The organism is Haloarcula rubra (assembly GCF_019599465.1).
Lineage (GTDB): Archaea > Halobacteriota > Halobacteria > Halobacteriales > Haloarculaceae > Haloarcula > Haloarcula rubra.
In genome coordinates, this window is record NZ_RKLR01000002.1 from 144,848 (window position 1) to 166,364 (window position 21,517).

At 65.5% G+C, this 21,517-nt stretch carries 30 protein-coding genes and 2 tRNA genes; 2 read left to right on the top strand and 30 right to left on the bottom strand.

Features of this window, described 5'->3' with window-relative positions:
- Positions 1-227: 227 nt before the first annotated feature.
- The 29 genes from EGH21_RS05380 to EGH21_RS05520 all read right to left on the bottom strand — a co-directional run bounded on the left by EGH21_RS05380 (position 228) and on the right by EGH21_RS05520 (position 19,203).
- Complete coding sequence (locus tag EGH21_RS05380; RefSeq protein WP_220617459.1) at positions 228-884, bottom strand: site-specific integrase; 657 nt, start codon at positions 882-884, stop codon at positions 228-230.
- Positions 885-995: 111 nt separating this feature from the next.
- Positions 996-1,163 (bottom strand): hypothetical protein, encoded by a 168-nt coding sequence (locus EGH21_RS05385; RefSeq protein WP_220617460.1) that lies wholly within the window; start codon positions 1,161-1,163, stop codon positions 996-998.
- The gene (locus tag EGH21_RS05390; protein ID WP_236035427.1) at positions 1,153-1,584 is read right to left on the bottom strand and encodes a hypothetical protein; all 432 of its coding nucleotides are present in this window, start codon (positions 1,582-1,584) and stop codon (positions 1,153-1,155) included. Before EGH21_RS05390 ends, EGH21_RS05385 begins: the two co-directional genes overlap by 11 nt.
- Positions 1,584-1,802: a hypothetical protein gene (locus EGH21_RS24030; RefSeq protein WP_236035428.1), complete on the bottom strand. Its 219-nt coding sequence runs from the start codon at positions 1,800-1,802 to the stop codon at positions 1,584-1,586. Before EGH21_RS24030 ends, EGH21_RS05390 begins: the two co-directional genes overlap by 1 nt.
- A gap of 86 nt (positions 1,803-1,888) precedes the next feature.
- Positions 1,889-2,845: a hypothetical protein gene (locus EGH21_RS05400; protein WP_220617462.1), complete on the bottom strand. Its 957-nt coding sequence runs from the start codon at positions 2,843-2,845 to the stop codon at positions 1,889-1,891.
- Position 2,846: 1 nt separating this feature from the next.
- Positions 2,847-3,101, bottom strand: a complete 255-nt coding sequence (locus EGH21_RS05405) for a hypothetical protein (RefSeq protein WP_220617463.1) — start codon at positions 3,099-3,101, stop codon at positions 2,847-2,849.
- Complete coding sequence (locus tag EGH21_RS05410; protein ID WP_220617464.1) at positions 3,101-3,706, bottom strand: hypothetical protein; 606 nt, start codon at positions 3,704-3,706, stop codon at positions 3,101-3,103. The genes EGH21_RS05405 and EGH21_RS05410 overlap by 1 nt, the downstream gene beginning before the upstream one ends.
- Positions 3,707-4,099: a hypothetical protein gene (locus EGH21_RS05415; RefSeq protein WP_220617465.1), complete on the bottom strand. Its 393-nt coding sequence runs from the start codon at positions 4,097-4,099 to the stop codon at positions 3,707-3,709. It abuts the gene before it with no gap.
- Positions 4,089-4,454: a hypothetical protein gene (locus tag EGH21_RS05420; RefSeq protein ID WP_220617466.1), complete on the bottom strand. Its 366-nt coding sequence runs from the start codon at positions 4,452-4,454 to the stop codon at positions 4,089-4,091. The genes EGH21_RS05415 and EGH21_RS05420 overlap by 11 nt, the downstream gene beginning before the upstream one ends.
- An 81-nt stretch (positions 4,455-4,535) precedes the next feature.
- A complete protein-coding gene (locus tag EGH21_RS05425; protein ID WP_220617467.1) occupies positions 4,536-5,234 on the bottom strand; it encodes a hypothetical protein in 699 nt (232 codons plus the stop codon).
- 1 nt (position 5,235) lies between these two features.
- Entirely contained in the window at positions 5,236-5,505 is a 270-nt protein-coding gene (locus EGH21_RS05430; protein WP_220617468.1) for a hypothetical protein, read from the bottom strand.
- 14 nt (positions 5,506-5,519) lie between these two features.
- The gene (locus EGH21_RS05435) at positions 5,520-6,251 is read right to left on the bottom strand and encodes a hypothetical protein (RefSeq protein ID WP_220617469.1); all 732 of its coding nucleotides are present in this window, start codon (positions 6,249-6,251) and stop codon (positions 5,520-5,522) included.
- A 2-nt stretch (positions 6,252-6,253) separates the two neighbouring features.
- The gene (locus EGH21_RS05440) at positions 6,254-6,787 is read right to left on the bottom strand and encodes a hypothetical protein (RefSeq protein WP_220617470.1); all 534 of its coding nucleotides are present in this window, start codon (positions 6,785-6,787) and stop codon (positions 6,254-6,256) included.
- The gene (locus EGH21_RS05445; protein ID WP_236035429.1) at positions 6,787-7,032 is read right to left on the bottom strand and encodes a hypothetical protein; all 246 of its coding nucleotides are present in this window, start codon (positions 7,030-7,032) and stop codon (positions 6,787-6,789) included. Before EGH21_RS05445 ends, EGH21_RS05440 begins: the two co-directional genes overlap by 1 nt.
- A gap of 112 nt (positions 7,033-7,144) precedes the next feature.
- Positions 7,145-7,285: a hypothetical protein gene (locus EGH21_RS05450; RefSeq protein ID WP_220617472.1), complete on the bottom strand. Its 141-nt coding sequence runs from the start codon at positions 7,283-7,285 to the stop codon at positions 7,145-7,147.
- Positions 7,282-8,079 carry an ATP-binding protein gene (locus tag EGH21_RS05455; RefSeq protein WP_328765338.1) on the bottom strand — a complete coding sequence of 266 codons (798 nt, stop codon included), beginning with the start codon at positions 8,077-8,079 and terminating at the stop codon, positions 7,282-7,284. The genes EGH21_RS05450 and EGH21_RS05455 overlap by 4 nt, the downstream gene beginning before the upstream one ends.
- 220 nt (positions 8,080-8,299) lie before the next feature.
- Complete coding sequence (locus EGH21_RS05460; RefSeq protein ID WP_220617473.1) at positions 8,300-8,554, bottom strand: hypothetical protein; 255 nt, start codon at positions 8,552-8,554, stop codon at positions 8,300-8,302.
- Positions 8,551-9,132 (bottom strand): hypothetical protein, encoded by a 582-nt coding sequence (locus EGH21_RS05465; protein WP_220617474.1) that lies wholly within the window; start codon positions 9,130-9,132, stop codon positions 8,551-8,553. Before EGH21_RS05465 ends, EGH21_RS05460 begins: the two co-directional genes overlap by 4 nt.
- A gap of 2 nt (positions 9,133-9,134) precedes the next feature.
- Entirely contained in the window at positions 9,135-9,698 is a 564-nt protein-coding gene (locus EGH21_RS05470; protein WP_220617475.1) for a hypothetical protein, read from the bottom strand.
- Complete coding sequence (locus tag EGH21_RS05475) at positions 9,695-10,294, bottom strand: hypothetical protein (RefSeq protein ID WP_220617476.1); 600 nt, start codon at positions 10,292-10,294, stop codon at positions 9,695-9,697. The genes EGH21_RS05470 and EGH21_RS05475 overlap by 4 nt, the downstream gene beginning before the upstream one ends.
- Positions 10,291-10,533 carry a hypothetical protein gene (locus tag EGH21_RS05480; RefSeq protein WP_220617477.1) on the bottom strand — a complete coding sequence of 81 codons (243 nt, stop codon included), beginning with the start codon at positions 10,531-10,533 and terminating at the stop codon, positions 10,291-10,293. Before EGH21_RS05480 ends, EGH21_RS05475 begins: the two co-directional genes overlap by 4 nt.
- A complete protein-coding gene (locus tag EGH21_RS05485) occupies positions 10,530-11,687 on the bottom strand; it encodes a hypothetical protein (RefSeq protein ID WP_220617478.1) in 1,158 nt (385 codons plus the stop codon). The genes EGH21_RS05480 and EGH21_RS05485 overlap by 4 nt, the downstream gene beginning before the upstream one ends.
- Positions 11,688-11,788: 101 nt before the next feature.
- On the bottom strand, positions 11,789-12,307 hold the full coding sequence (locus tag EGH21_RS05490; protein WP_220617479.1) for a hypothetical protein: 519 nt from the start codon (positions 12,305-12,307) through the stop codon (positions 11,789-11,791).
- The gene (locus EGH21_RS05495) at positions 12,300-12,755 is read right to left on the bottom strand and encodes a hypothetical protein (protein WP_220617480.1); all 456 of its coding nucleotides are present in this window, start codon (positions 12,753-12,755) and stop codon (positions 12,300-12,302) included. Before EGH21_RS05495 ends, EGH21_RS05490 begins: the two co-directional genes overlap by 8 nt.
- Before the next feature lie 169 nt (positions 12,756-12,924).
- Positions 12,925-13,479, bottom strand: coding sequence for an SWIM zinc finger family protein (locus tag EGH21_RS05500; protein WP_220617481.1), 555 nt, complete (start codon positions 13,477-13,479; stop codon positions 12,925-12,927).
- A 198-nt stretch (positions 13,480-13,677) separates the two neighbouring features.
- Positions 13,678-13,750: transfer RNA gene (locus tag EGH21_RS05505), tRNA-Pro, on the bottom strand.
- 56 nt (positions 13,751-13,806) lie between these two features.
- On the bottom strand, positions 13,807-15,666 hold the full coding sequence (locus EGH21_RS05510) for an SLC13 family permease (RefSeq protein WP_220617482.1): 1,860 nt from the start codon (positions 15,664-15,666) through the stop codon (positions 13,807-13,809).
- Positions 15,667-15,735: 69 nt separating this feature from the next.
- Positions 15,736-17,085 carry a hypothetical protein gene (locus EGH21_RS05515; RefSeq protein ID WP_220617483.1) on the bottom strand — a complete coding sequence of 450 codons (1,350 nt, stop codon included), beginning with the start codon at positions 17,083-17,085 and terminating at the stop codon, positions 15,736-15,738.
- A 39-nt stretch (positions 17,086-17,124) separates the two neighbouring features.
- Entirely contained in the window at positions 17,125-19,203 is a 2,079-nt protein-coding gene (locus EGH21_RS05520) for a DEAD/DEAH box helicase (protein ID WP_220617484.1), read from the bottom strand.
- A gap of 191 nt (positions 19,204-19,394) precedes the next feature.
- Here EGH21_RS05520 and EGH21_RS05525 point away from each other — a divergent pair, with 191 nt between their 5' ends.
- Positions 19,395-20,591, top strand: a complete 1,197-nt coding sequence (locus EGH21_RS05525) for a site-2 protease family protein (RefSeq protein WP_220617485.1) — start codon at positions 19,395-19,397, stop codon at positions 20,589-20,591.
- A 63-nt stretch (positions 20,592-20,654) separates the two neighbouring features.
- Here the strand turns inward: EGH21_RS05525 and EGH21_RS05530 are convergent.
- A tRNA-His gene (locus EGH21_RS05530) sits at positions 20,655-20,725 on the bottom strand.
- 108 nt (positions 20,726-20,833) lie between these two features.
- Between EGH21_RS05530 and EGH21_RS05535 the strand changes: the two genes are divergently transcribed.
- Positions 20,834-21,286, top strand: coding sequence for a DUF5814 domain-containing protein (locus EGH21_RS05535; RefSeq protein ID WP_220617486.1), 453 nt, complete (start codon positions 20,834-20,836; stop codon positions 21,284-21,286).
- Positions 21,287-21,517: the final 231 nt, after the last annotated feature.

The following is a 21,517-nucleotide window of genomic DNA, read 5'->3' on the forward strand; positions in this document are numbered from 1 at the left end:
TGTAGAAGTAGGTGTCTGCGTAGGTGTAGGCGTCTGTGTAGGGGTTGATTCAGGAACTGGTGCGGGTGTTGTCGTCTCTGTGGGTGTATCGGATTCGCTAAGAACTCCCGTACATCCCGACAGAAGCATAGCAGCAATACTGAGAATGGTATTCCGGCGTGTTGTTTCGGTCACACTGATATATCCAATTACTTGCCAAAAAGGATGTCGCAACCTCGCAAATGGATTCAGTCTGCCGAGTGTGGCGTCGACGCCGGCATGGTTCCCGGGTGGACCACCTCGGTGTCCTCGTCGCCGCCCTCGAGGAAGTCGACTTTCCCACGCTCCCGACGAATCGCTTCCGGGCTGAACTCCCCGAGGTAGTGTTTTCTGAACGTGTCCCAGTCCTCCCACCCGCCGAAGGCCATCACGACCGACGGAATCACGCCCTGCTCCAGTAGGTACGTGCCCCACGTCCGCCGAAGGTCGTGGACGTCGAGATACTGCCACCCCTCGTCTCCCGTTTCGTCTTCGAGGGCGTCGGCGGCGCGCCGGACCCAGCGGTAGACGGTCGACCCAGCGACGTCGAGAAGCGGCTCATCGTTGTCCTGCTGGAACGCCAGCGTCTCCGCGATGGTGACGACCTCCTTCGGCACGGGCGGCTCTCGGTACTTGTCGCGTTTCGCGTAGCTCTCCCAGACGCGGATGTGGTCGCCGGTCGGTCCGTCGACGAGGTCTTGCGGGCACACCTCGATGATTTCCGAGCGCCGGAGTCCGACCCGGCCGGCGAGCAAGAAGGCCAGTCGCTGGTGAGGCGTCTCGGCCTGCTCGATGAATCGCTTCAGTTCGTCGTCGGACAGCCACACTCGCTTACCGTCGTCGTTGTCGTAGTCCTTCAGTCTCATGCACTCGTTCCTCAGTTCTATTGCAAAACATCTAGTTTTTTCGGTCAACTCGGGGGTCAGCAGGCCTCAAATCGGGTAGGATTGCACCAGAATGAGGGGTTCTCGGGCGGCCTATCTGGTCGCCTCGACGACCGCCGACGGGTCGCATCGGAGTAGCTCCTCGGTGCCGCCGACTGTCACCACCGCCTCGTCCCCGATCTCCTCGAAGCGCAGGGGCGGCGAGTCGTCGACCGGCTCCGCGACCGTCGCCAGCAGGTCGTCGGGCCGGTCAGACGACATGAGCGACCACCCCGAAGACGTCGACCACCGCCGCCCGACCGCCCGCCTTCCAGAGGTGGTCAATCGGCGTCGGCCAGCCCATCGCGTGCTGTACCACGTCGTCGGCGGCCAGCAGTCCCAACAGGATGATGCCCACCTGATGCCGCCGGGGCCACAGCGACCACCACGCCGGCCGAAGCGGAGCGAGTATCACCATCGCATTGGCGACGAGCGCCAGCGTGGCGCCGATGACCGGGTACCGGGGCCAGACGGACCCGAAAGCGAAACAACCGCCCACAGCGGCCATCATGACCGCCACAGGCTCCCGCTTCGGATGGTCGTCCCAAACGATGGCCGCGACGAGAGCGACCAGTCCCATGCCGATGTAGTAGTGATGGGGCAGCGCCGCGTTGCCGTCCGGCGCGAGATGGTACGGCCACATCACTGCTGGGCGCTCTCCCCGCCGGCCTCACTGTCGACCGGCGCCGTGTCGGGGTCGGCCTGTTGGTCGTCGCCGTCCTCGACGACACTGCCCTCACCGTAGACCGCCCGCTTCATTCCCTGCTGCTCGTCCATCCCCGGCGGGGACTTGTACGGCAGCTTGACGGCGACCCACCGGCCGAACCCTTCCACTCGCTCGATGCCGAAGCGGGTGGGCACCGCCATCCCTCCCACGAAGCATAGGACCGCGAGAGCGAGAGTCTGTGCCTCTGGCGTCGGAATCGCTGGTAGTGTTGCCTGCATGGTTAGATACTGTGGCTGTGGTTGCCGACGTAGGTCTGGTACGGGTATCCGCTGTACACGTAACACTCGTGGTCATCGTTCGGACTTTCGGCGCTATTCAGGGTGAACGTACACTCCACTTTCTCCACCGCACGGGGCGGCATATCTGTAGACTGTGTCGTGACGCGGCCATCCTGAGTTAGCGTCCCCGATTCTAAGAAGTGCGTCTGTCCGCTGAAGTCTCGCACCCTCACAGTGTAGTCGGCGTCGAAGGTGTCCGAGGATATGTAGGGGCTAACTTCTACATCCGATTGCCACCCCGAGGCGACTATGAGATTTTGCGGTTGGGTGACCGTTGTCACCGCCGTACCAGTCTCACCCTCGGTCAGTATAACATACGCAGAATTGGTCCCCGTAATGTCCGTCCGAAACGTCCCGTCGACCGATTGGGATTGCGTCCCGGTCGGCTGACTGTGGTGGCGGTCGGGGTCGCTCTCGTGGTTCGACAGGGCCGCGGCCGCTCCGGTCTGGTCGTCGGTGACGTTGTGGGGGTTCGTCGTGTCCCCGGCGTGGCCGTCTAACTCGCTCTGCGTGGCCGTGTCAAACCCGAGGTCCCCCGTCCCGATGGGGTAGCCGGACAGGTTCGACAGCGAGATGGCCGACTCGTCAACGGCGAGGTCGTCGTTCGCGTCGACGGTGAGCGCATTGCCCAGCGCCAGAGCGAGGGCCTGTGCCGACCGGGTGAGCGGTGCCGTCACCGTCACCGGGTCGTGATGGTCGGCCGCCGAGACGTTGTTGAGCTGGTCGTGGCTGATGTACCCCGTCACGTCCCACTGGGTGCCATCGTAGACCTTCGCCTCGCCGTTCCCGTCGGTCCCGCCGTCCGTGTCGTACCACGATTCTCCCTTCTCAGGGTCGGCGGGCGTGTCGGCCTGTATGTAGTCCCACCCGCCGCCGGGTGCCGCGTTGAGTCCGGCCATCTTACTGGCCCTCCTCGTCGCCACTGGCGACGGTTCGGACGGCGCCGAGTACCTTCTGCTCAATGCGCCGGAGCCGGGGGAGTGCCCCGCGTAGGTGCGAGTTCCTGCCGGTGAGCATCTGTGCGTTGCGCTTGCTCCGCTGGGTGTTGGTCGATACCTGCTGCTTGATGGACCGGATGGCCCCCGCCGCGTAGATCGCTGCCGAGGCCGTGATGATGGCCGCTGCCTGCACGACGTAGGCAGTCACTGCCTCCATCACCGACCACCTCCCGCGAGGGACGCCCCGAGAGAGGCGTACGGCGCCGCTACCCACAGCAGCATCAACAGGACCAGTAGCCCTCCGCCGACCTTCGCCTCGGTCGCGGTCACTCCGGGGATGGCGGCGAACGGGTCGCTCCCGTCGTTCCCGTCTGGGCCGGGGTCCTGCCAGAACCCGCGGTCTGCATCGCCACCGGGGAGACTGTCTGTCCCCTCCGAGACGGTGAGAGATTGCGGCTGTGATGTGTCGGTCCCGTTGTTTCCCCGGACGGCCACCTCGGCCGTCACGGTGTACTCTCCGGGCGGTAGCGACGGCTGGAACTCCGCCGTCGCGTTGGCCTGTCCGGCGAGCGAGGGACGGTTGACCGGGACGCACAGCGGCTCCTCAAGCGTCTCCACGGTCGACCCCGAGGAGTTGCGGATAGTGAGCGTCACGTCGGTCATGTGGCCGTTGTTGACGGCGCCGGAGTCGGGACAGACCACCGGACCCCAGCCGACCGGCCCAACCGTTTCGAGGTTGTTGATACCGACTTCGACCGGGAAAGGCTGGTCCGCGGCCTGCTCGTCTCGGTAGTCGACGAATCGGACGCGAATGTCAGCCATCTACTGCGCCCCCTCGAAGACGATGCCGACGCCATCACCCGACGAGTTCGCTTTCACGTAGAGGTCGGCGGTGGTCGACGCCTCCCACTCGAAGACGTGACCGGGGTCGGTGAGCGGGATGAACTGCTCGGCCGAGTCCCCGAGATACACGTCTCCGGCGTTGCCCGGCAGGTAGACGACGAGTGCCGTCACCCCGTCCGGTATCGTCAGGTCGGGCAGTTGCTCGGCGCTCGTGCTGCTGGTGTTGTACGTCTCGATGGTCGCGCCGCTCGGGTTCCCGACGGCCTCGCGGATGGCCTGCTGCTCGGCCTCGTTGGCCGGGGCCTGCTTGTCCCCCTGACTGTCCTGCACAGTCTGGAGTTCGCCCACTTCCGCGAAGGTATCAAGTCCCATCGTTCACCTCCCAGCCGATGGGCTGGACCGAGTAGGTCCGGGCGGTCGTGTCCGAGAGGTTCCGCACGTAGACGGTCATGGACTCACTGAACCGCTTCGCCGGCAGGAACGTCGGCGTCATGTCGTCGATGTCCGTCGGCGGGATGGGTGCCGGGCCGTACTGGCGCTGCCCGTCCATCCACACCTCGTAACTGCTGTCCGGCTGCTTCGACATGGCGAGGAACGGCAGCACGAAGTCCGTCACGCGCTGGGTCGGCTCGAACGTCACTATCAGCACTTCGCCAGCGTTGAGGCGCCGCGTGATGGGATCGTTGTACCCCACATCTCCCTCGGAGGGTTCCGGTACGACCGTCACGCTGCACCCCCGTCTTCTTCGATGCGCTGGCGCTGTGTCTCTCGCTCTTGCTCGTCCATCTCCTCGATGCTGGCCTCTATCTCAGGCATCCGACGGCCCTCCCTGAGTCACGTAGAGACCTCCACCGACGAGCGCCAGTAGGCCGAGTGCCAGTGCCGGGCTGGCGTCGGTGCTTGCGGTCTGTCCCTGCATCTCGGCTTGCAGCGCCTCGATGGAGTCGCGCACGTCCTCGCGGAGTGCCGTCACGCTTTCCTCTACCTGCTGGACGCTCTCGTTGGCGTTCTGGTCCTCGGTCGGGGCCGCGTCGGGGTCGGACTGGTTCACCCCGTCGTCGGTAGACGAGTCACCCCCGTTGCTCCGGTCGGGGTTGGGGTCGTTCTGGTCCTGCACCCCGTCGTCGTCGGTGTCGACTCCGAAGCCGTCGTCGGACTCGGTGCCGGTCGCACCGCCAAACAGCCCCTCGTGGCGGTCGCCGTCGTCGGTGTCGGTCGACGTGCTGCCGTCGGGAGTGTTGACCGACCCGTCACCGTCGCCGTCCACGACGTTGGCGCCGTCCTCGTTGTTGGCGTCCGGGTCGCTGTCGCCGTAGTGGTCCGACGCACTGCCACCGGTGTAGCCGTCGTAGCTGTCGCTGCTGGTCGACGTGTCGGTGGTGTCGGAGTCGTCGGACGTGTCGGACTCCCACGTTGCTGTTGCCTCTCTGGCGTCGTCCAGATTCTCCTCTCCGTCGGTGATGGTCCCGCCAGACCCGTAGGTCACGCCGTTGTACGTGTATGCCATCTCAGGCACCTCCGTAGAACGTCTCGTAGACCAGTATGAGGAACAGTAGGACGTTGATGGCCTGCGCGGCCAGCATCACGTCGTCCTCGGTCCACCCGCTGCCCTGCACGACGGTCGTAGGCGTCAGCGGGCCGTTAGTCTGGTTGTTGCTCGCCTGTGCCGACTCGTCTGCCTGCTCGTCGGTGGTGATACTCACCGAGTCCTCGAAGTCGTCACTGGCGGGGTCTGCGCCGCTCTCCCATATCGCGGTGTAATCGCTCTGAAAAGTCACGGTAGGGCCTCCGACTACCGCCCCATGCCTGCGATGATGGCCGACCGGAGGCCGGGCACCTCGCGGCTCCCTCGCAGGACAGGGACATGCAGGAGTGCGTTCGTCGGCTCTGTACCGTCGCCGTCCGGGTCGGTCCAGCGGATGGTGTACGGCGCGTCGACGTAAGCAACGAGCTGCTGGTCGGCAGCCACCCACGGGTGCATCTCGCCGTCGTTCAGCGTCATGTACTCGGGCTGCTCTAGCTGGGGCGATTGGTGGACCAGTCCGAGGTTGCCCGAGTAGACCCGTTGGCTCTGACTGGTCGACTCGCCGGGGTCGACCTTCCGAATCTCCAGCGAGGCGGCGTCAGCAGCCACGTAGTAGATGTGGACGTTGCTGCCGGTTCCGGGGTCCGTCACGTCGATGGTGTTGTTGGTGTAGTCCACCGAGTCAGGCGTCCCGTAGTACGTCCCGTCCAGCCAGACGACGACCGACTGCGTGACGGGCGTGTCCGTCACGTCGTGCGAGAGTGTGAACGTCTCGGTGTTGTCGGCCGTGCCGTCGCTGGTCTTGCCCTCGTAGGCCGGGACAGCGACCTTGAGCGCGTTGTCCCGCCCCTGTCGCAGGTAGTGGGCAGTGTCCAGCCGGTAGCTGCCGATTTCCGACCGCTGCCCCTGACTGTTGACCTGCGTGTCCATCTTGCCGGGGGTGATGTGGCCGGGCTGGCGGTTCGTCCGTTCAAGCCGCTGTGCGAGGTCTCCGTTCATGGTCACGCCCGGTTCCGCTGCTCGACGGCATCACTCTCGATGTACGCCGAGGAGTTCGACCAGTCAACCTGTGCCTGCGAGTCGCAGAAGAGGAAGAGCTGGTCGATGTCTCGGACGTCGACGAACTCGGTAGGGTCCCCGGCCTTCTCGGGGTGGGTCTCGGGGAACTGAAGCGTCAGCTTCGCCGCGTCGATGTTGTCCACGTTCCGCTGCTCCGAGATGGAGAGCGTCACGTACTGGTCGATGGACTCGACCACCTCGGAGACGAGGATGTTGGTGGTGTGGCCGTTGGGCTTGATGGCGAAGTACAGCGTCGTGTTCACCGGAAGCGGGTCGTCGTTGGAGTCCCGCAGGTCCAGATAGATGGGGATGCCCTGCGCGGCACCCTTCGCCACCTTGTTGAAGAACCGGAGGAACTGGCCCCGGTTCGGATCGATTTCGAGAATCGGCGTCGGGACCGGCGACGAGGGCGCGTTCTGCGAGACGGTGACGGCGTCGGCCGTCTTGCCCTCAGACGCGAAGAGGTCGACCCCCATCAGTTACCCTCCATGAACCGCGTTCGGAGCGCTTCGAGCGTGTGGACGCCGCCGCCGATAGCGACCTTGCGACCGGCGCCGCCGTAGAGGGCCCCGCCCGCCGCGACTGTCAGGCCGTACGCTTCGTCAGGCAGGTCCTTGCCCATCTTGTCTTCGACTCCGTACTTGACTGCTGCCGGTGCAGCGAACCCACCCATCACGAGAGCCACGTCCGTCACGTAGTCCTCGGATGCGAGGGTCGACATTGCATTACCAAAATCCATGCAACCCACCGTTTAGACTCTCTAAACTTCAAGAACCGACGAATTGAGAATTGGGTGTGAATCGGACGCGAATGTGCGAGACAGTCTGACCGGTTCAGTAGCCGCCTTCGTCCAGCAGCACGCGCACCGTCTCAGCGTTGCCCGGCTTGCTACCGGGACGGTCCCGTGCAATCTGCTCCTGTGCGTTCTCGAATCGCTCGGCACTCTCTCCGTAGAGTGTGATTTGTACGCTCATGCAGTGTACTCCGGTGGTTGGAGGTCGTTCCCTTCGCTCCCGTAGTGCGTGCTGTGCATGGTCACGTTGGCCGTGTTGATACGGCGTACTTCACCGCTGTTGTCGCTGTATACCCACTCACTGCCCACTGTGTTGCCGTCGTCGTCCTTGTGGAGTTGAAGCGTCGTCGGCGTCTTACGGTCCGTTGGCAGTAGTGCGTCAGGGAGTCGGGATGCTGGTACGTCTGTCGCGGGGTTGTGCAGGTCCTCAGGGTACTCAAGGTCCACTGCCCCTACATCACCGCCACGGAAGCCACCGAGAACCCGTGCCTGACACTGTGTTGTGATGGTCTTCTCCAACTCAGCAAGCCGCTGAGAAATCCACATCGAGGAAGTACCGTCACCCCGGCCGGTCGTCGCTATCTCCTTGATGGGCTTCGGGGTCTTCTCCTTCTGCGGGGCGACGAAATGGGCTTCGTCGACCACTATCAACTCGTCCCTGTCGATGGTCCGAGCGGCCGCGGCGACACGGGCACAGACCACGCGCCACTCGTCGGCCGTCAGCACGCTGTGACGTTCAAGAACGACGTGAGGGTTGCTCACGAGGATGTGCCGCCACTGGTCGGCTGATAGGTCCTTTTCGGCCGGTCCCACTATCCAGTGAGAGGCCAGCCCCGCCTTGACGAGACCGCGGTACTCGCCACAGTAGTCCAGGACTGTCAGCGACTCGTAGGCGTCTGCGTTGCTCTCCATCCACGCTTGCCCGTGGTAGGACTTCCCCCAGCCGCTCTGTGCGGCGAACAGCAGGGCGCTCACTCGTCGGCCCCCGTGCAGACGCCGGTTCGTGGTGTGTCGCCGCGCCGGAGTGGTCGACGGCGGAGACGCTTGCGGAGACGGCACCACCACGACGGGCACCGGACCGTCCACGCCGTCGCGTGGGGGTCGGCAGGGACCCGCTCACAGCACCGGGAGCAACGCCGGCAGATGGGCCGGCCGCAAGCATCACACTCCCGCCGGGAGCGCGTACAGTCGTCATTCATTCGTCGCTGTCGTCCTCCTCGACGTCGACCGCTTCGAGGCGCACCGTCTCGCCCTGTGCAGTGCCGACCGTCTGTGCTTCTCCGTCAGCCAGTGCTGTCAGGTCCACCTCTGTTAGAACGGCGTGGTCCGGTCTCTCGTCGGTTTCTGACTGTGCCCGGTCTCGCCCACGCCGTTCCACTGTGGCGATGAGTGCAGCGGCCAGCAGACCCACCCCGAGAGCTTGCAGCACCTCGTCTGTGTCGGGGTTCATGCCAGCGCCTCCGTGTTGGCCCGCACGGCCTCCTCGGTCGCTTCGGACGGACCGCCCAGCAGGTCGGTCAGGGCGTCCCCCGCGTTCCAGTCGACCACCACCGACTCGAACCGTTCCAGTGAGACGCCCCACTTCCCGGAAACGTGCGCGTCAGCCAGCGAGCGGTCCGAATGCATCGCGTCGGCGCCACTGTCACGGTACGTCTGTGCCCATCGCTCTATCTGGGCAGTCCACTCCTCGTGGCTCATCTCCGCGTACTGCGCCAGTGCTTCCGGGTCCTCGGTGTTGAGGTCGTCGGGAGCGCACTGCCGAAGCCAGATTTCGGCCAGCGACGGCCCGCCCGGCCCGTAGCCGTCCACCACGTCCAGAATCTGGCCGACTCGCTCGCTCTTGTCGAGTCGATCGGTGTCGTCGTCGGTCTCGACACCGAGGGTATCCCGCTGGTCCATCACTGCACCTCTCGTCTCGGTCTGGATGGTCGCCAGCACCTCCGCGATTGCACGGATTCGCTCGCTCTCGTGGGGGTTCTGGATTTCTGCCTTTGCCTCTCGCGCTCGCTGAAGTTTGTCCGTAAGCATCGTCAGAAGTTGAGTAAGTCGCCGTTCAGTTGCTCGCTCAGTGCGTCCACTGCGTCGGTCGCCATGTCGGTCTCCGTCAGCAGGATAACCAGCACGAGGCCCGCTGTGCCGATTGCGACGGCCTTGCCGGGCGGTACGTCCTGCCCCATGCCGGCCTCGGCAAGCCACTGATCTACGTTGTCGTCAAGTTCGACCGGCGGGGCACGCGCCAGTTCCTCGATGTCCTCGGCGGTCTTGCCCGGTTCACCGTCTGCCGCCGCTATCTCCCCGAGGACGAGTGCCAGCATGTCGACGTACTGGTCTCCCCACGTCTCGCTGTCCGGGGCGGGGAGTCCGTCGTCTGGCTGCTCGTCGCCAGTATCGTCCTGCTCGTCGTCGCGGTCGTCCTCGGCGCCGGCACCGGCCGTCTCCTCTACCTCGTCGGGGTCGACGTCCAGCGCTTCGAGGTCCACGTCGGCTTTCTCGTCAGGTTCGACGTCGGGCACCTCCTCGCCGTCGTCCTCGGGCTGGTCACTCTCCGGGTCGGTCGGTGCCTGCTCTGCATCGGTCGCTTCGGCACCGCTCATTCGTCCCACCCGGTGGCACTGAAGCCGTCGCCGTTCTCGTCAGTGTCCTCGGTGTCCTCGTCTACGTCGGCCACCTCGCTCTCCACTTCCATCGGCTCCGGTTCCGGCTGGTCGGCGTCGTCGGAGCCACCGGCGAGCGCGATAGCGATCAGGGCCAGACCACCGAGACCACCCAGCACCGCCCTCAGTGAGGGGCCACTACCGCCGCTCGTGGTGCTGCTCTCGCTCCCCTGCTGTCCCTCGGTTTCGGTGCTCTCGTCGGTGCTCTCTCCGCTCTCTTCGCCGGTCGATGCTTCTAACTGCTGCTCGTACTCCTCAGACTGGTCCATCTCTTGCTGGTCGTTCTCCTGCTTGTCGGCCGGTTCAGCGCCCTCTTCTGCTGCTTCGCCCTGCTCGTCGTCGCCGTCCTCGTCGGGAGCGCCCTGAGCGCCCTGCTCGGCGCCCTCGTCAGGGCGGTTAAGCGCGCTCCTGAGTGCTTGCTTGTCGCTGTGAGCGTCGTCGGTCTTCGCGTTGATGTGCCGTCGGACGCTCTGCTTGCTCTTCTCGCCGTCTTCGTTGTAGTCGCACCCCTCAACGGGGCAGGCTGGTCCTGTCATAGCTCCACCGGATGAATGTCGTAGTCTCGGGAGGTCTCGTCCTCGTGCGTCGTGTCACCTGAGGCGTCGATGTGGGTTTTCACCGCCTTCGGGAACTGAAACCGCTCAGTGCAGCCGTCTACAGGGCACTGATACGCTCCTCTGGTCTGCTGCTCGTAGGTGACTATTTCTACCTCGTTCCCCTGCAAGGCCGAGATAGCCATGCAGATGCGGGTGAAAATACTGGGTTTCTTGCTCATAGCGTCTCTTGACCGCCTTCAGCGACCCGGAAGGCGTCGGGTTTCTGCTGCTCTGTGTCCTCGGGGTCGGTGGTGTCGGCACGCTCGTCGGCCAGCAGGCCGCCGGGATTCTCCTCGGTCTGGTCGACCACCTCGCCTTGACCGCGCTCGCCCTGCTCACCACCGGCCAGTCGGGCCTGGTCGTCGGCGCGGTCGCCGCCCAGAGTGCGCTGGTCGTCGGTCTCAAGCACCGCCGACCGGTCGGTCTCCGACCCGGCGTAGTGGTCGAGCGTCCGCACCTCGGGGATGTTCGCGGGCATCCCGTCAAGGGCGTCAAGCAGGGTGTGCAGCCGGTCGGGGTGCATCGGGTCCTGCCCGTTCGCTTCCCGAATCCGGTTGATGGCCCGCCATGCCTGCCGCGTGTTGATGACCGCTTCGCGGGCATCGGATAAAGCGCGCTCAATGCCGCTTAGACCGCCTTTGTAGCCGGTCCACGAGTCCCGAAGCGCACCGGCTACCTCGGGCGTTACCTCCATCTCGGGGTACTCGTCGCCGCCGACAGTGACCAACACATCCTGCTCGCTCGCATGGCGCTGGTCGTCGAGGAGTGCCGAAACCTCGCTCTCGTCGTAGCCGCAGTGTTCGGTCAGGAACTCGCAGGCTTCCGGATCGCCGTTCTCACACTCGCCCTCGATGTGGTTGCACTGCCGGTCCTGTGCCTGCCGAGCGCGCTTCCCGTACTGGTGGGCGCGCTCTTCGTCGCTGGGGCCGGCGTCGAGGCGGGTATCTTTCTCGTCTTGCTTCGCTCGCTTTGCCGCCTCGCGGGCTTCGCCGGTCGTCGTCAGGTCCTCCGACCAGTAGGTGAGCCAGTCGTTCACACCTTCGTCCAGAAACGCCCCTTTCGCCGCTCTCGCGGTCCATGTATCCGTTTCTGAGAAGTCGATTTCGTCCTTCTCTTCGTCGGTGAGCGGGACACTGCCGCTACTCTCGCCCGTGTCGACGTGCGAATCGTCGGCCATCAGGCGGGCGTCCTCAAGCACACTCTCGGGCGTGCCGCTCTCCGCGAACGCTACGGTCTTGAGGCGCTTGTCGTCGTCACTGCACAGGTACTCGCTATACTCATCTCTCGCGGCGTCAGCGGCCGCTTTTGTACCATATTCAATTCTCTCAGTCACTTCTGTAAGGTCCTCCGAAACAACGGACGGACCTACTAGAAATAAAACCTGTTGAGAAATTAATAATTAAGCAAGCAACCAAAGCGACAGTAGCCGGATAACTACGTGTCGCTCTGCTGGTCAGTGGCCGTGTCTACTGAGCGCCCACCATCGGTAGCGTATCGGGCAAGTGACTGCTGACCAGTCGGGACTTTAGCCCCAAACTCCATCTGGTGCTTGTCTTCGGCAAGTTGGTGGACGTCGGCAAGGTGCCACGCCAATATGTTCCCGCCCTCGAACTCTTCTCCACAGAGCGTACAACGGACAGGGTCGCCCGATACCGGTTCTGGTTCCCCAATCTCGTCGCGCGTAACATAGTGCCACGCGACGTACTCCGGACTGCCTTCGGTCGCCTTCTCGACGTAGCTCCGAAGCACAGGCTGGCGACAGTAGGGGCTTCGAGTCCAGCACTCATGGTGTTCGTTCCAGCCGATGCTTTCGAGCAGACCGTGAGGGCCGCGAAAGAGGTAATCGTCGGTGTCAGTCCATGTGTTGTAGGTGTGGACACCAACGGACTCATCAACGACATCGAGGATACGGTCCACGGTAGACTCAGTATCGTCTGCAGACTGCTCACTCATCGTCGTCACCACCTGCGAGGTTGTCTTTTGGAGTGAGGGGTAGCAGGGCCACCCGGCCGTAGCTCACCGTCAAGAACGGTGTCTCGGCCAGTGGCTCAAGCACTTCCTCGCGGATGAGCTTCTTCGCTGTGTTCGGGTGCGTCTCCTGACACAGCACGCTCTTGGCCTTATCGACGGTCATCACCCGTTTCTCGTCCCCGGCGAGAGCAAGGTACGCATCAGCAAGTTCCGGGTCCTCGGGCAGCACGTACTGAGAGCCTTCGGAGTCTGGCAGGTACTCGTCCAGTGCGTTGCGGACCACCTCGCTCTTGGCAACGTCGTGGGAGTCGACGTACTCGGCAAAACGGGCACTGAGAGTGCCCTTCAAGCGCGCTTCGGCGCGTTCTTCGCTCTTGTGCCGGTCGTTGCTCTCGGAGTCACCGGGGAGCCGACTGCCGGACCCGCTCATGGGTTCCTCCTGTCCGCAGATTGGGGGTCAGTTGCGGACACAGATGAAACAGGGGTCCGAGTACCCCGCATCCGGGTGGCGGTGAACCTCGGGTTCATTTCGAGTGGACGGTATGGTGGCGGACACCCCCCCGCACCCCGCTCTGAGAGTGTGTAGGGTGGGGTCTCCGTCATCGTCGTTCCTCCATCTTGTCTCGGGCGTCGGCCAGCAGGTTGCCGATGGTGCCGGCCGCGCGGTTGGTGTAGCGGGCGAACTCCCGAACGCCGAAGCTACCGAGGTCGCAGGACAGGAGCGCGTCAAGTTCGGCAGGAGTGAGGTAGTCGTAGGCGGTCGGGTCGTCGTCGAGGCGGAGCCATGCTGGTGGTGCTGGGTACTCTCTCCCGGTGTCGAGGTGGGCCACGACGATGCACCCACGGACCCACTGCCACCACAGCGAGGCGACGTGAGCGCACCAGCCGTCATGGTACTTGTAGCCCGCACAGTCGCACTCAGCGACGAGCGTACGACCCTTGAGCGCCCACAGAACGCGGTGGTAGTCGTCGCCGTCGGAGAGACTGACGATACGCTCGGCGTCGTTCACGGCTCCGCCCTCGTCGCTCTCGCGCTGGGCACGCTCCCATGCTGTCGACAGCGTCCAGTCCTCGGGGAACGAGAGCGTCGACGGCCCGCCGACCATGCCGGGGAGGTCGTCGCTCGGTTGCCAGCTACGCTCGGCGCGGCTCATGGTCGACACACCCCCTCGTCTCGCGCGGGGCACTCTTGCTCGCGCACTTCGATGAAACAGCCGCAGAAGCGGCACACCGGGTCCGGTAGGTCCCCCAGTGATAGCTCCGACTCGGTGGTATCTGGAAGATTCACGCCCAGACACCTCCGAACGGCCGCTTAGCTACCGGCTGTTTTTGTTGCTTCTTTGATAAGGGGATGGGATCGCCCAGATTTGAACTAGGGGCACGGGCACCCAAGGCCCGAAGGTTACCAAGCTACCCCACGATCCCGTATCTCACCGTGCGCCCGTCACCGAGTAAAGGGTTTCGTTGGCCGTCGCACCGTGTCACGCAGGCGCAAGTCCCCAGAAGAAGGCGATGCCGAGCGTGGTCACGACGGCGAACACCGCCTGCAGGGGCGCGCCGACTTTCAGGTAGTCGGTGAAGCGGTAGCCGCCCGGCCCGTAGACGAGGAGGTTGGTCTGGTAGCCCACCGGCGTCATGAACGCCGTCGACGCGGCGAACGTGACCGCGAGGACGAACGCGAAGGCGTTGGCGTTCAGTTGCTGGGCGGCCTCGACGGCGACGGGAATCATCAACACCACCGAGGCGTTGTTCGAGATGACGTTGGTCAGCACCGCCGTGACGACGTACATCAGGCCCAGCGCGACGATGCCGGGCAAGCCGGGGGCGGCGAGGACGAACAGGTCCGCCAGCAGGTCCGCGCCGCCGGTCTCCTGCAGCGCGATGCCCAGCGGGATGACGCCGGCGAGCAGGAAGATGACGTCCCACTGGACGGCGTCGTACAGTTCCTGCGGGCGGAGACAGCCGGTCAGCACCATCGCCACGGCGCCGGCCAGCGCCGAGACGACGATGTGGATGGGAGTCAGTGCGGCGACACCGACGACGGCCGCGACGATGCCGACGGCGACGGGAATCTTCGACCGGCGGAAGTCCGGCCGCTGGACCTCCTGTGCGACGATGAAGTCGCGGTTGACGTTCAGGCGCTCGATGCTGTCGGCGGTGGCCTGCACGAGGAGCGTGTCGCCGACTTTCAGGCTGACGCGGTCCATCCGCTGACGGAACAGTTCGCGCCCGCGGCGCAGGGCCAGCACCGTCGCGTCGTAGCGCTGTCGGAAGTTCGAGGACACCAGCGTCTCGCCGACGAGCGAGGACCCCGGCGCGACGACGAGTTCGACGAGGTTCTGCTGTTCGCTGGCGCTCTCCAGTTCCGCGTCGTCGACGTCGACTTCGGGGATGAGGTCCAACCCCTCGGCGTCCAGCAGGTCGACGAGCGTGTCTCGGTCGGTCCGGACCGCGAACACGTCGCCGGGCTGAATCGACTTCGGGTCCAGCGGTTCGAGGAAGACCCGGTCACCCCGGACGAGTTGGATGACGTCGACGTCGAACTCCGTCTCCGAGAGAGCCTCCCGGACCGTCTGGCCGACGATAGGGGAGTCCTCGCGGACGACGACTTCGGTGAGGTACTCGCCCATCTCGAACTCGTCGGTGAGGTCCTCCCGGGCCTCGATGCGACCGGGGACCAGCCACCGGCCCACGGTCATCAGGTAGACGGTGCCGACGACGGTGACGACGACGCCCAGTTGCGTGAACTCGAACATCCCGAACGGGTGGTCGAGCAGTTCCGCGGAGAGTTGCGAGGCGAGGATGTTCGTCGAGGTGCCGATGAGCGTGAGCATCCCGCCGAACATCGAGGCATAGGAGAGCGGGAGGAGGAGTTTCGACGGCGAAATCTTGCCGTTGTGCGCGATGTCGGTCACCATCGGGAGGAGGATGGCGACGGCGGCGGTGTTGTTGATAAAGCCGGAGATGGGGCCGACGAGGCCGACGGTCGCGCCCAGCTGGCGCGTCTCGCTGTCGCCGGTCAGCGCGGCGAGTTTCGACCCGAGGATCTGGACGATGCCCGTCCGCTGGACGCCGTCCGAGAGGATGAACATCGCCAGCACGGTGATAGTCGCCGTCGAGGCGAAGCCCGAGAGCCCCTGTGTCAGGGGCGAGACATCGTCGCCCGGTCGGTGGAGCACGTACAGCGGGTCGGCCAGCAGGCCGGCGTCGACGAGCGTCACCGTGACGGGTTCGGCCAGCATCAGCGCGACCATCACGGCGATGGCCGTCACGTCTACCGGCACCGCCTCCGTCGCGAACAGCGCGAGGGCGACGAGTATCAGCGCGAACACGAACGCCATGGCGGGCGTGACCGGGGGCAACGACACATCGGTGAGTAGACCGGGGTTGCCAAAAGATTGCGGATTACGTCAGCCGTCCCGCCCGAGGTCAGACAACAGGGCCTCGTAGCTCCGGGCGAACACCGGCACCGTCCGGAGAGAGTTGGCCGCCACCTGAAACACCGGGACAGCGAGGGGACCGTCGGTGCCCTCGACGACTACGACGGCCTCGTGGTCGGTGTCGGCAGACCACTCGCCGTCGAGTGCTCGGACCAGCACCTCGCCGAAGTAGCTCCCGAGTTCGGTGGTGACGCTGGTGAACGCGCGGTCGTCGAAGGTGGCCTCGCTCCCGAACGTCGCGTCCGAGAAGCGGTCGTCGTCCCACTCGGCCCCGACGAGGTCGTCGAGGCGGGCGAGCGACGCCGGCGTGAAGTCGAGGACGTGTTCGGTCCAGAAGTCGGTGAACTCCGTCGCCGTCGCGGCGTACTCGGCCCGGAGGCCGTCGCCCGCCGTGGGGTCCGTCTCCGTGGCCGGACCCGTATCGCCAGTCGTCGAGGGGGGTTCGCCGACCCCGACGGTCGGATCGGGGGCGGTCGGCGTGTCCGTCTCGACGTCGTCGTCGGTGTCGGAATCGGGCGCACCAGAACCGAGCAGGTCGACGTCCGACTGCTCGGCCTCGGCCGCGTCGGTCGCTCGCGCCGCGTCTGTTTCGGGGTCGCTATCGGCCGGCAGGTCGGGTGTCGTCGCCGTGTCGCGCTCTGTCTCGGCGTCCGACGGGACTGTCTCCGTGGTCGTCGCCGGGTCGTCGGCGTGTCCGTCTGCCGCGTCGGCTACCGGCGGTTGCTCGGCCCCGTCCTCGGCCGAGGGCGGGGTCTCGTCGTCGGTTTCGACCGCGTCCATCGTCGGGAACACTTCATCGGCCACCGTCTCGTCGTCGACGGTCGTCGAATCGGCCTCGTCCGACCCGCTCTCGTCGCCGAGTTCGAGTTCGGCCTCCAACCGCTCGGCGACGGCGGCGAACACCGGGTCGCCGGCCACCGACCGGGCGGCCACCTCGAAGACGTCGACGGTCACGTCGTCGTCCCGGCCGGCGACGGTGACGCCCCACCCGTCGTCGGCCGTCCACTCGCCGTCGTAGGTCCGGACCAGCACCTCGCCGAGGTAGCTCCCGAACTGGACGGTTTTCGGGGAGTAGGCGGTCCCGTCGGACGGCCTGCGCTCGGTCCAGTCGTCCTTGGCCGCGATGGCCTCGTCGAGCCGTTCGAGCGAGGCCACCGAGAAGTCGAGCGGGTCGCCGTCGCTGGCGGCGTTCTCGGCACGGTCACGAAACGCGTCGGGACCGAGTGCGGTGACGTCGACCATGTTCGGTCGCGCCTCGGTCTCGTCCGACCCGTCGTCGCCCCCGCCGACGGCACGGCGGATGCTGTCGAACAGCCCCATGGCCACCGCAAGACGGGCTATCTACAAGAAGGTACGCCCCTACTGCTCCTCGCGCAGTTCCATCTCGGCGACGATGTCGTAGGGGTCCAGCCCCTTCCGGATGCCGTCGAGCAACTGGAACGCCTCGTCGGGCGCGAGGAAGTGCCGGGTGACCGCGCGCCCCAACGGCGTCGGCGAGAGGCCGTCGATGAACTCGTACTCCAGTAGTTTCCCGAGCGCGTGTTTCGTCGGCACCTCGCCGACCATCCGGTCGTTGAGCCGTTTGGCCTGCGTGCCGGCGACGGTGACGTTCGCCAGCGTCTCCTCGACGGCGGCGCCCTCGTCGTAGCGGGTGATGACCGGTTCCATCTCCCCCTTCAGTAGCTTGAACGCCACCTCGTCCTCGGTCATCTCCATGCTGTTGTGGTACGAGCAGTCGGGTTCGACGAGGAGGTAGACGGTCCCCTTGTCGTGGTAGTCGGGCCGCCCCGCACGGCCGAGCATCTGCTCGAACTCCTGGACAGTGAGCCACTCGATACCCATCGCCAGCGAGTCGAAGACGACCTGCGAGGCCGGGAAGTCCACCCCCGCGGCCAGCGCGGCCGTCGTGACGACGGCGGCCAACTCCTGGTCGGCGAACTGTTTCTCGACCTGCTGGCGCTTGCGGTTGTCCAGCCCGGCGTGGTAGGGCGCGGAACTGTACTCCAGTTTGCGCGAAATCTGGTGACAGCGCCGTCGGGAGTTGGTGAATATGATGGTCTGGCCGCGGTACCCCTTGCTCGACTTCGTGTCGAACGCCCGCTTGACCAGTTTGTTCTCCGTGTCTATCTTCTCGCGGCCGTCGGCGAAGGTGACGTGGCGTTCGATGGGCACCGGGCGCTCCTCGAACTCGATGAGTTGGGCCCCCAACTTCTCGGCCAGTTCGCCGGGGTTGCCCACCGTCGCCGAGAGGTATATCCACTGGGTGTCCCCGTCTGCTTGCTCCCCACCGCCGCGGTCGTGGCGAGCGGCCTCGGTCGTCCCGCGCTCGCAGTAGTACTTCAGCCGCGAGACGAGGCCGTCGAGGCGGTGGCCTCGCTCGTCCTCCCCGAGCGTGTGCACCTCGTCGATGACGACGGTGCCCACGGAGCCGAGGTCCTTGCCCGTCCGCAGGGCGTGGTCGATACCCTCGTAGGTACCGACGATGACGTCGGCCTCGGGGTCGAACCGGCCGCCCTCGTCGGCGATGCGACTCGCGCCCACGCGCAGGGAGACGTCGACCATGTCCCCGTAGCGCTCCTTGAACGACTCGTACTTCTGGTTGGCCAGCGCGACCAGCGGGACCAGGAACAGCATCGTCCCCTTGCCGTTGAGGACGCGGTCCAGTCCGGCGAGTTCGCCGACCAGCGTCTTCCCCGTCGCCGTCGCGGAGACGACCAGTTGGTCCTGCCCGTCCATCGCGCCGTGGTCGACGGCGAGACTCTGGACCGGCAGCAGCGTGTCGAACCGGGACTCGACGTGCTGTTGGATACCCGGGTGGAGGTTCAGCGTCTCCGTCGACACGAGGTCGATGTCGTCGACGGTCGCCGATATCTCGTCGAACTTCGTCAGGTCCGGGTCCAGTTGGCCCGACAGGAGGTTCGTGATGCGGTCCAGGTCCTGCACCTCCAGCAGGAGCTCCTCGAGTCGTTTCCGGGCGTCGCCGGTGATGTCCCCCTCGAACGCGAGTTCCCGGTCGAGTTCCTCGCGGGCGCAGTCGGGACAGATGCTCTCCCCGTCGGCCTCGATGGCCGTCTCGCTCGTGATGGGCGAGTACCGGCCGGCAGACGAGCAGTACCGACAGGTCCGGACCACCTTCGCCTCGAGCTGGTAGCCGTCGAGCATCTCGCGGATGCGCTCGCGGGCCAGCGGCGACGTCTGCTCGGAGATGCGGATACGCGTGGCTCGGCGCGCCAGTTCGACGAACTGGTCGGGCGCGCGCAAGTCCTCGCCGGAGCCGTCCTTGATGCGGAGGCGGCGGGGTCGCGGCCCCGCGTCCGTCTCCTTCAGTTCGAGGACGCCGTGGAACAGGCGCCCGCCGTCGCGCTGGGCGACCACCCGGACGTCCTCGCCGTGCTCGTGGAGGAACAGCGTATCCACCTTCGCGGCCTGCTGCGACACGCCTGTACGTACGACGTGGCACCTACTTCAGTCACTCGCACTGGCTCGGCGAACGCACCACCGGTAGTGGCTGTCGAGAAGACGGTGCAGAACGGTCAGAAAGCGGCCGGGATGCAGTGGTTGTGACGGCCGGTACTCCACCGATTGCTGGCCACAGGGCGTTTAAGTCGGTCGGCCGACAACAGTATCACATGCGTCGGTTTCGCATCGGGAGCGCCTTCGGCATCCCTATCCAGCTCGACCTGACGTTCCTGCTGGTCCTGCCCCTGTTCGCGTGGATCATCGGGACGCAGGTCGAGCAGACGACGGAGCTGTTGAACGACTCGCTCGGGGCGGGGCTGGACCCCGCCGTGCTGACCGAGGGTAGTCTCGTCTGGGTGCTCGGCGTCGTCGCCGCCGTCGGCCTCTTCACCGGCGTCGTCCTGCACGAACTGGGCCACTCGCTGGTCGCCATCCGCTACGGCTACCCCATCGACTCCATCACGCTGTGGCTGTTCGGCGGCATCGCCCAGCTGACCGAGACGCCCGAGGACTGGAAACAGGAACTGGCCATCGCCGTCGCCGGCCCCGCCGTCAGCGTCGCGCTGGGGGTGCTGTCGTACGTCGCCTTCTTCGTCCTCCCCGGCACCCAGTCGACGGTCGTGGAGGCCGCTCGCTTCGTGTTGGCCTACCTCGCCGTCATGAACCTCGCGCTCGCGGTGTTCAACATGCTCCCGGGGTTCCCGATGGACGGCGGCCGGGTCCTGCGTGCCCTGCTCGCCCGCACCCGCCCGTACGCCCGAGCGACGAAGATAGCCGCCGAGGTGGGGAAGATATTCGCCATCATGCTCGGCCTGTTCGGCCTGTTCGTCGCCGGCAACATCTTCCTCGCCGGCCTCGCGTTCTTCATCTACATCGGCGCCGAGGGCGAGTCCCGTCAGACGACGATGGCCGCCGCCTTCGAAGGGGTGACCGTGCGGGACGTGATGACCCCCGCCGACCACGTCACCTCGGTCACCCCGCGGCTGTCCGTGCGAGACCTCATCCGGACGATGTTCGAGGAGCGTCACACCGGCTACCCCGTCGAGAAGGACGGCGAAGTCGTCGGCCTCGTCACGCTGGAGGACGCCCGCGCGGTGCGGGAAGTCGAGCGCGACGCCTACACTGTCGGCGACGTGATGACCACCGACCTCTACACCGTCTCGCCGGACGCCGACGTGATGGACGCGCTCACCCAGCTCCAGCAGAACTCCGTCGGCCGACTGGTCGTCACCGACGCGGACGGCGCGTTCCTCGGCCTGCTCACGCGCTCGGACATCATGACGGCGCTCTCCATCATCAAGTCCAGCAGCGAGTACGGCTCTATCGGCGGTAGCTCGGAGTCACGGACGCTGCGGCCGGAACCCTGAGCGGCCACCGTCGGCCGCGAGTCGCGACGCTACGTCGTCGACGTCCGGCGGGAGAAGTTCCAAGTCCGGGTGCGGGAATTGAACCCACGTCTCAGCCACCACAAGGCTGAAGGATACCACTACCCCAACCCGGACACGCTCGTTGAGGCATCCTTAGATATCCTGCTGTCACAGAAATACGTTACGACTCCGGGGTGAGTTCGGGACGCTTTTACACGGTCACGGCGTACAGACGGCCAAGCGTGGCCATCACCGACAAGATTTACGTCAAGAACCACCAGCAGCTCGTCTCCCAGTTAGAGACGAGTTTCCCCAAGGGTGCGTTCAAGGGGGCGACGCTGGACATCCTCTTTCAGGGCGAGGGGCTGGCCAAACTCGACGACGCCTCGCGCGAGCGAGTGCTGGACTTCGCCGAGGACTTCATGGACTGTGACTGTCAGGCCGCGCCCCACTGTGGCTGTCCGGAACGGAAGTTCGTCGCGTACCTGCTGGAACTGCGCGAACAGGGGCTGGGGCCGGACGCCATCGTCGACGTGATGAGCGACGACTACATGCTGTACGCCTACCCCGGCGACGTGCTCTCGTTCCTCGACGACAGCGTGCGAACCCTCGAAGCCGTCGAGACGCTGGCGGACGTCGACGGCAACCGCGAGGTGGCCGAGGAAGTCCAGCGGCGGCGCAACCGACTGGTGTAGTGTGTGTCTGCGACCACGCCAACGTGAGACGCCGAGCGGCCGCCACGGGCAGTTCTGTGTGACAGTGGCGCCGTCGCCGAACCCATTGGGGATGTAACGAGTCCGAACAGTGAAGTGCGAACCGTGTTTAGGTAAGCCTAAATCGTCGCGTTTTTTCGACGGGAGACTGGCCTACGACCCCGCCTCGCCTATTGCTTTAGGCCGGCCTAAAAATCTAGTGGTTTTATGTAT

Bases quoted from the DNA above. Each gene is read 5' to 3' on its own strand.
- EGH21_RS05380 (WP_220617459.1), bottom strand. From the start codon at position 884: ATGAGACTGAAGGACTACGACAACGACGACGGTAAGCGAGTGTGGCTG.
- EGH21_RS05385 (WP_220617460.1), bottom strand. From the start codon at position 1,163: ATGTCGTCTGACCGGCCCGACGACCTGCTGGCGACGGTCGCGGAGCCG.
- EGH21_RS05390 (WP_236035427.1), bottom strand. From the start codon at position 1,584: ATGTGGCCGTACCATCTCGCGCCGGACGGCAACGCGGCGCTGCCCCAT.
- EGH21_RS05400 (WP_220617462.1), bottom strand. From the start codon at position 2,845: ATGGCCGGACTCAACGCGGCACCCGGCGGCGGGTGGGACTACATACAG.
- EGH21_RS05405 (WP_220617463.1), bottom strand. From the start codon at position 3,101: ATGGAGGCAGTGACTGCCTACGTCGTGCAGGCAGCGGCCATCATCACG.
- EGH21_RS05410 (WP_220617464.1), bottom strand. From the start codon at position 3,706: ATGGCTGACATTCGCGTCCGATTCGTCGACTACCGAGACGAGCAGGCC.
- EGH21_RS05415 (WP_220617465.1), bottom strand. From the start codon at position 4,099: ATGGGACTTGATACCTTCGCGGAAGTGGGCGAACTCCAGACTGTGCAG.
- EGH21_RS05425 (WP_220617467.1), bottom strand. From the start codon at position 5,234: ATGGCATACACGTACAACGGCGTGACCTACGGGTCTGGCGGGACCATC.
- EGH21_RS05435 (WP_220617469.1), bottom strand. From the start codon at position 6,251: ATGAACGGAGACCTCGCACAGCGGCTTGAACGGACGAACCGCCAGCCC.
- EGH21_RS05440 (WP_220617470.1), bottom strand. From the start codon at position 6,787: ATGGGGGTCGACCTCTTCGCGTCTGAGGGCAAGACGGCCGACGCCGTC.
- EGH21_RS05445 (WP_236035429.1), bottom strand. From the start codon at position 7,032: ATGTCGACCCTCGCATCCGAGGACTACGTGACGGACGTGGCTCTCGTG.
- EGH21_RS05450 (WP_220617472.1), bottom strand. From the start codon at position 7,285: ATGAGCGTACAAATCACACTCTACGGAGAGAGTGCCGAGCGATTCGAG.
- EGH21_RS05460 (WP_220617473.1), bottom strand. From the start codon at position 8,554: ATGAACCCCGACACAGACGAGGTGCTGCAAGCTCTCGGGGTGGGTCTG.
- EGH21_RS05465 (WP_220617474.1), bottom strand. From the start codon at position 9,132: ATGCTTACGGACAAACTTCAGCGAGCGCGAGAGGCAAAGGCAGAAATC.
- EGH21_RS05470 (WP_220617475.1), bottom strand. From the start codon at position 9,698: ATGAGCGGTGCCGAAGCGACCGATGCAGAGCAGGCACCGACCGACCCG.
- EGH21_RS05475 (WP_220617476.1), bottom strand. From the start codon at position 10,294: ATGACAGGACCAGCCTGCCCCGTTGAGGGGTGCGACTACAACGAAGAC.
- EGH21_RS05480 (WP_220617477.1), bottom strand. From the start codon at position 10,533: ATGAGCAAGAAACCCAGTATTTTCACCCGCATCTGCATGGCTATCTCG.
- EGH21_RS05490 (WP_220617479.1), bottom strand. From the start codon at position 12,307: ATGAGTGAGCAGTCTGCAGACGATACTGAGTCTACCGTGGACCGTATC.
- EGH21_RS05495 (WP_220617480.1), bottom strand. From the start codon at position 12,755: ATGAGCGGGTCCGGCAGTCGGCTCCCCGGTGACTCCGAGAGCAACGAC.
- EGH21_RS05500 (WP_220617481.1), bottom strand. From the start codon at position 13,479: ATGAGCCGCGCCGAGCGTAGCTGGCAACCGAGCGACGACCTCCCCGGC.
- EGH21_RS05510 (WP_220617482.1), bottom strand. From the start codon at position 15,666: ATGGCGTTCGTGTTCGCGCTGATACTCGTCGCCCTCGCGCTGTTCGCG.
- EGH21_RS05515 (WP_220617483.1), bottom strand. From the start codon at position 17,085: ATGGGGCTGTTCGACAGCATCCGCCGTGCCGTCGGCGGGGGCGACGAC.
- EGH21_RS05525 (WP_220617485.1), top strand. From the start codon at position 19,395: ATGCGTCGGTTTCGCATCGGGAGCGCCTTCGGCATCCCTATCCAGCTC.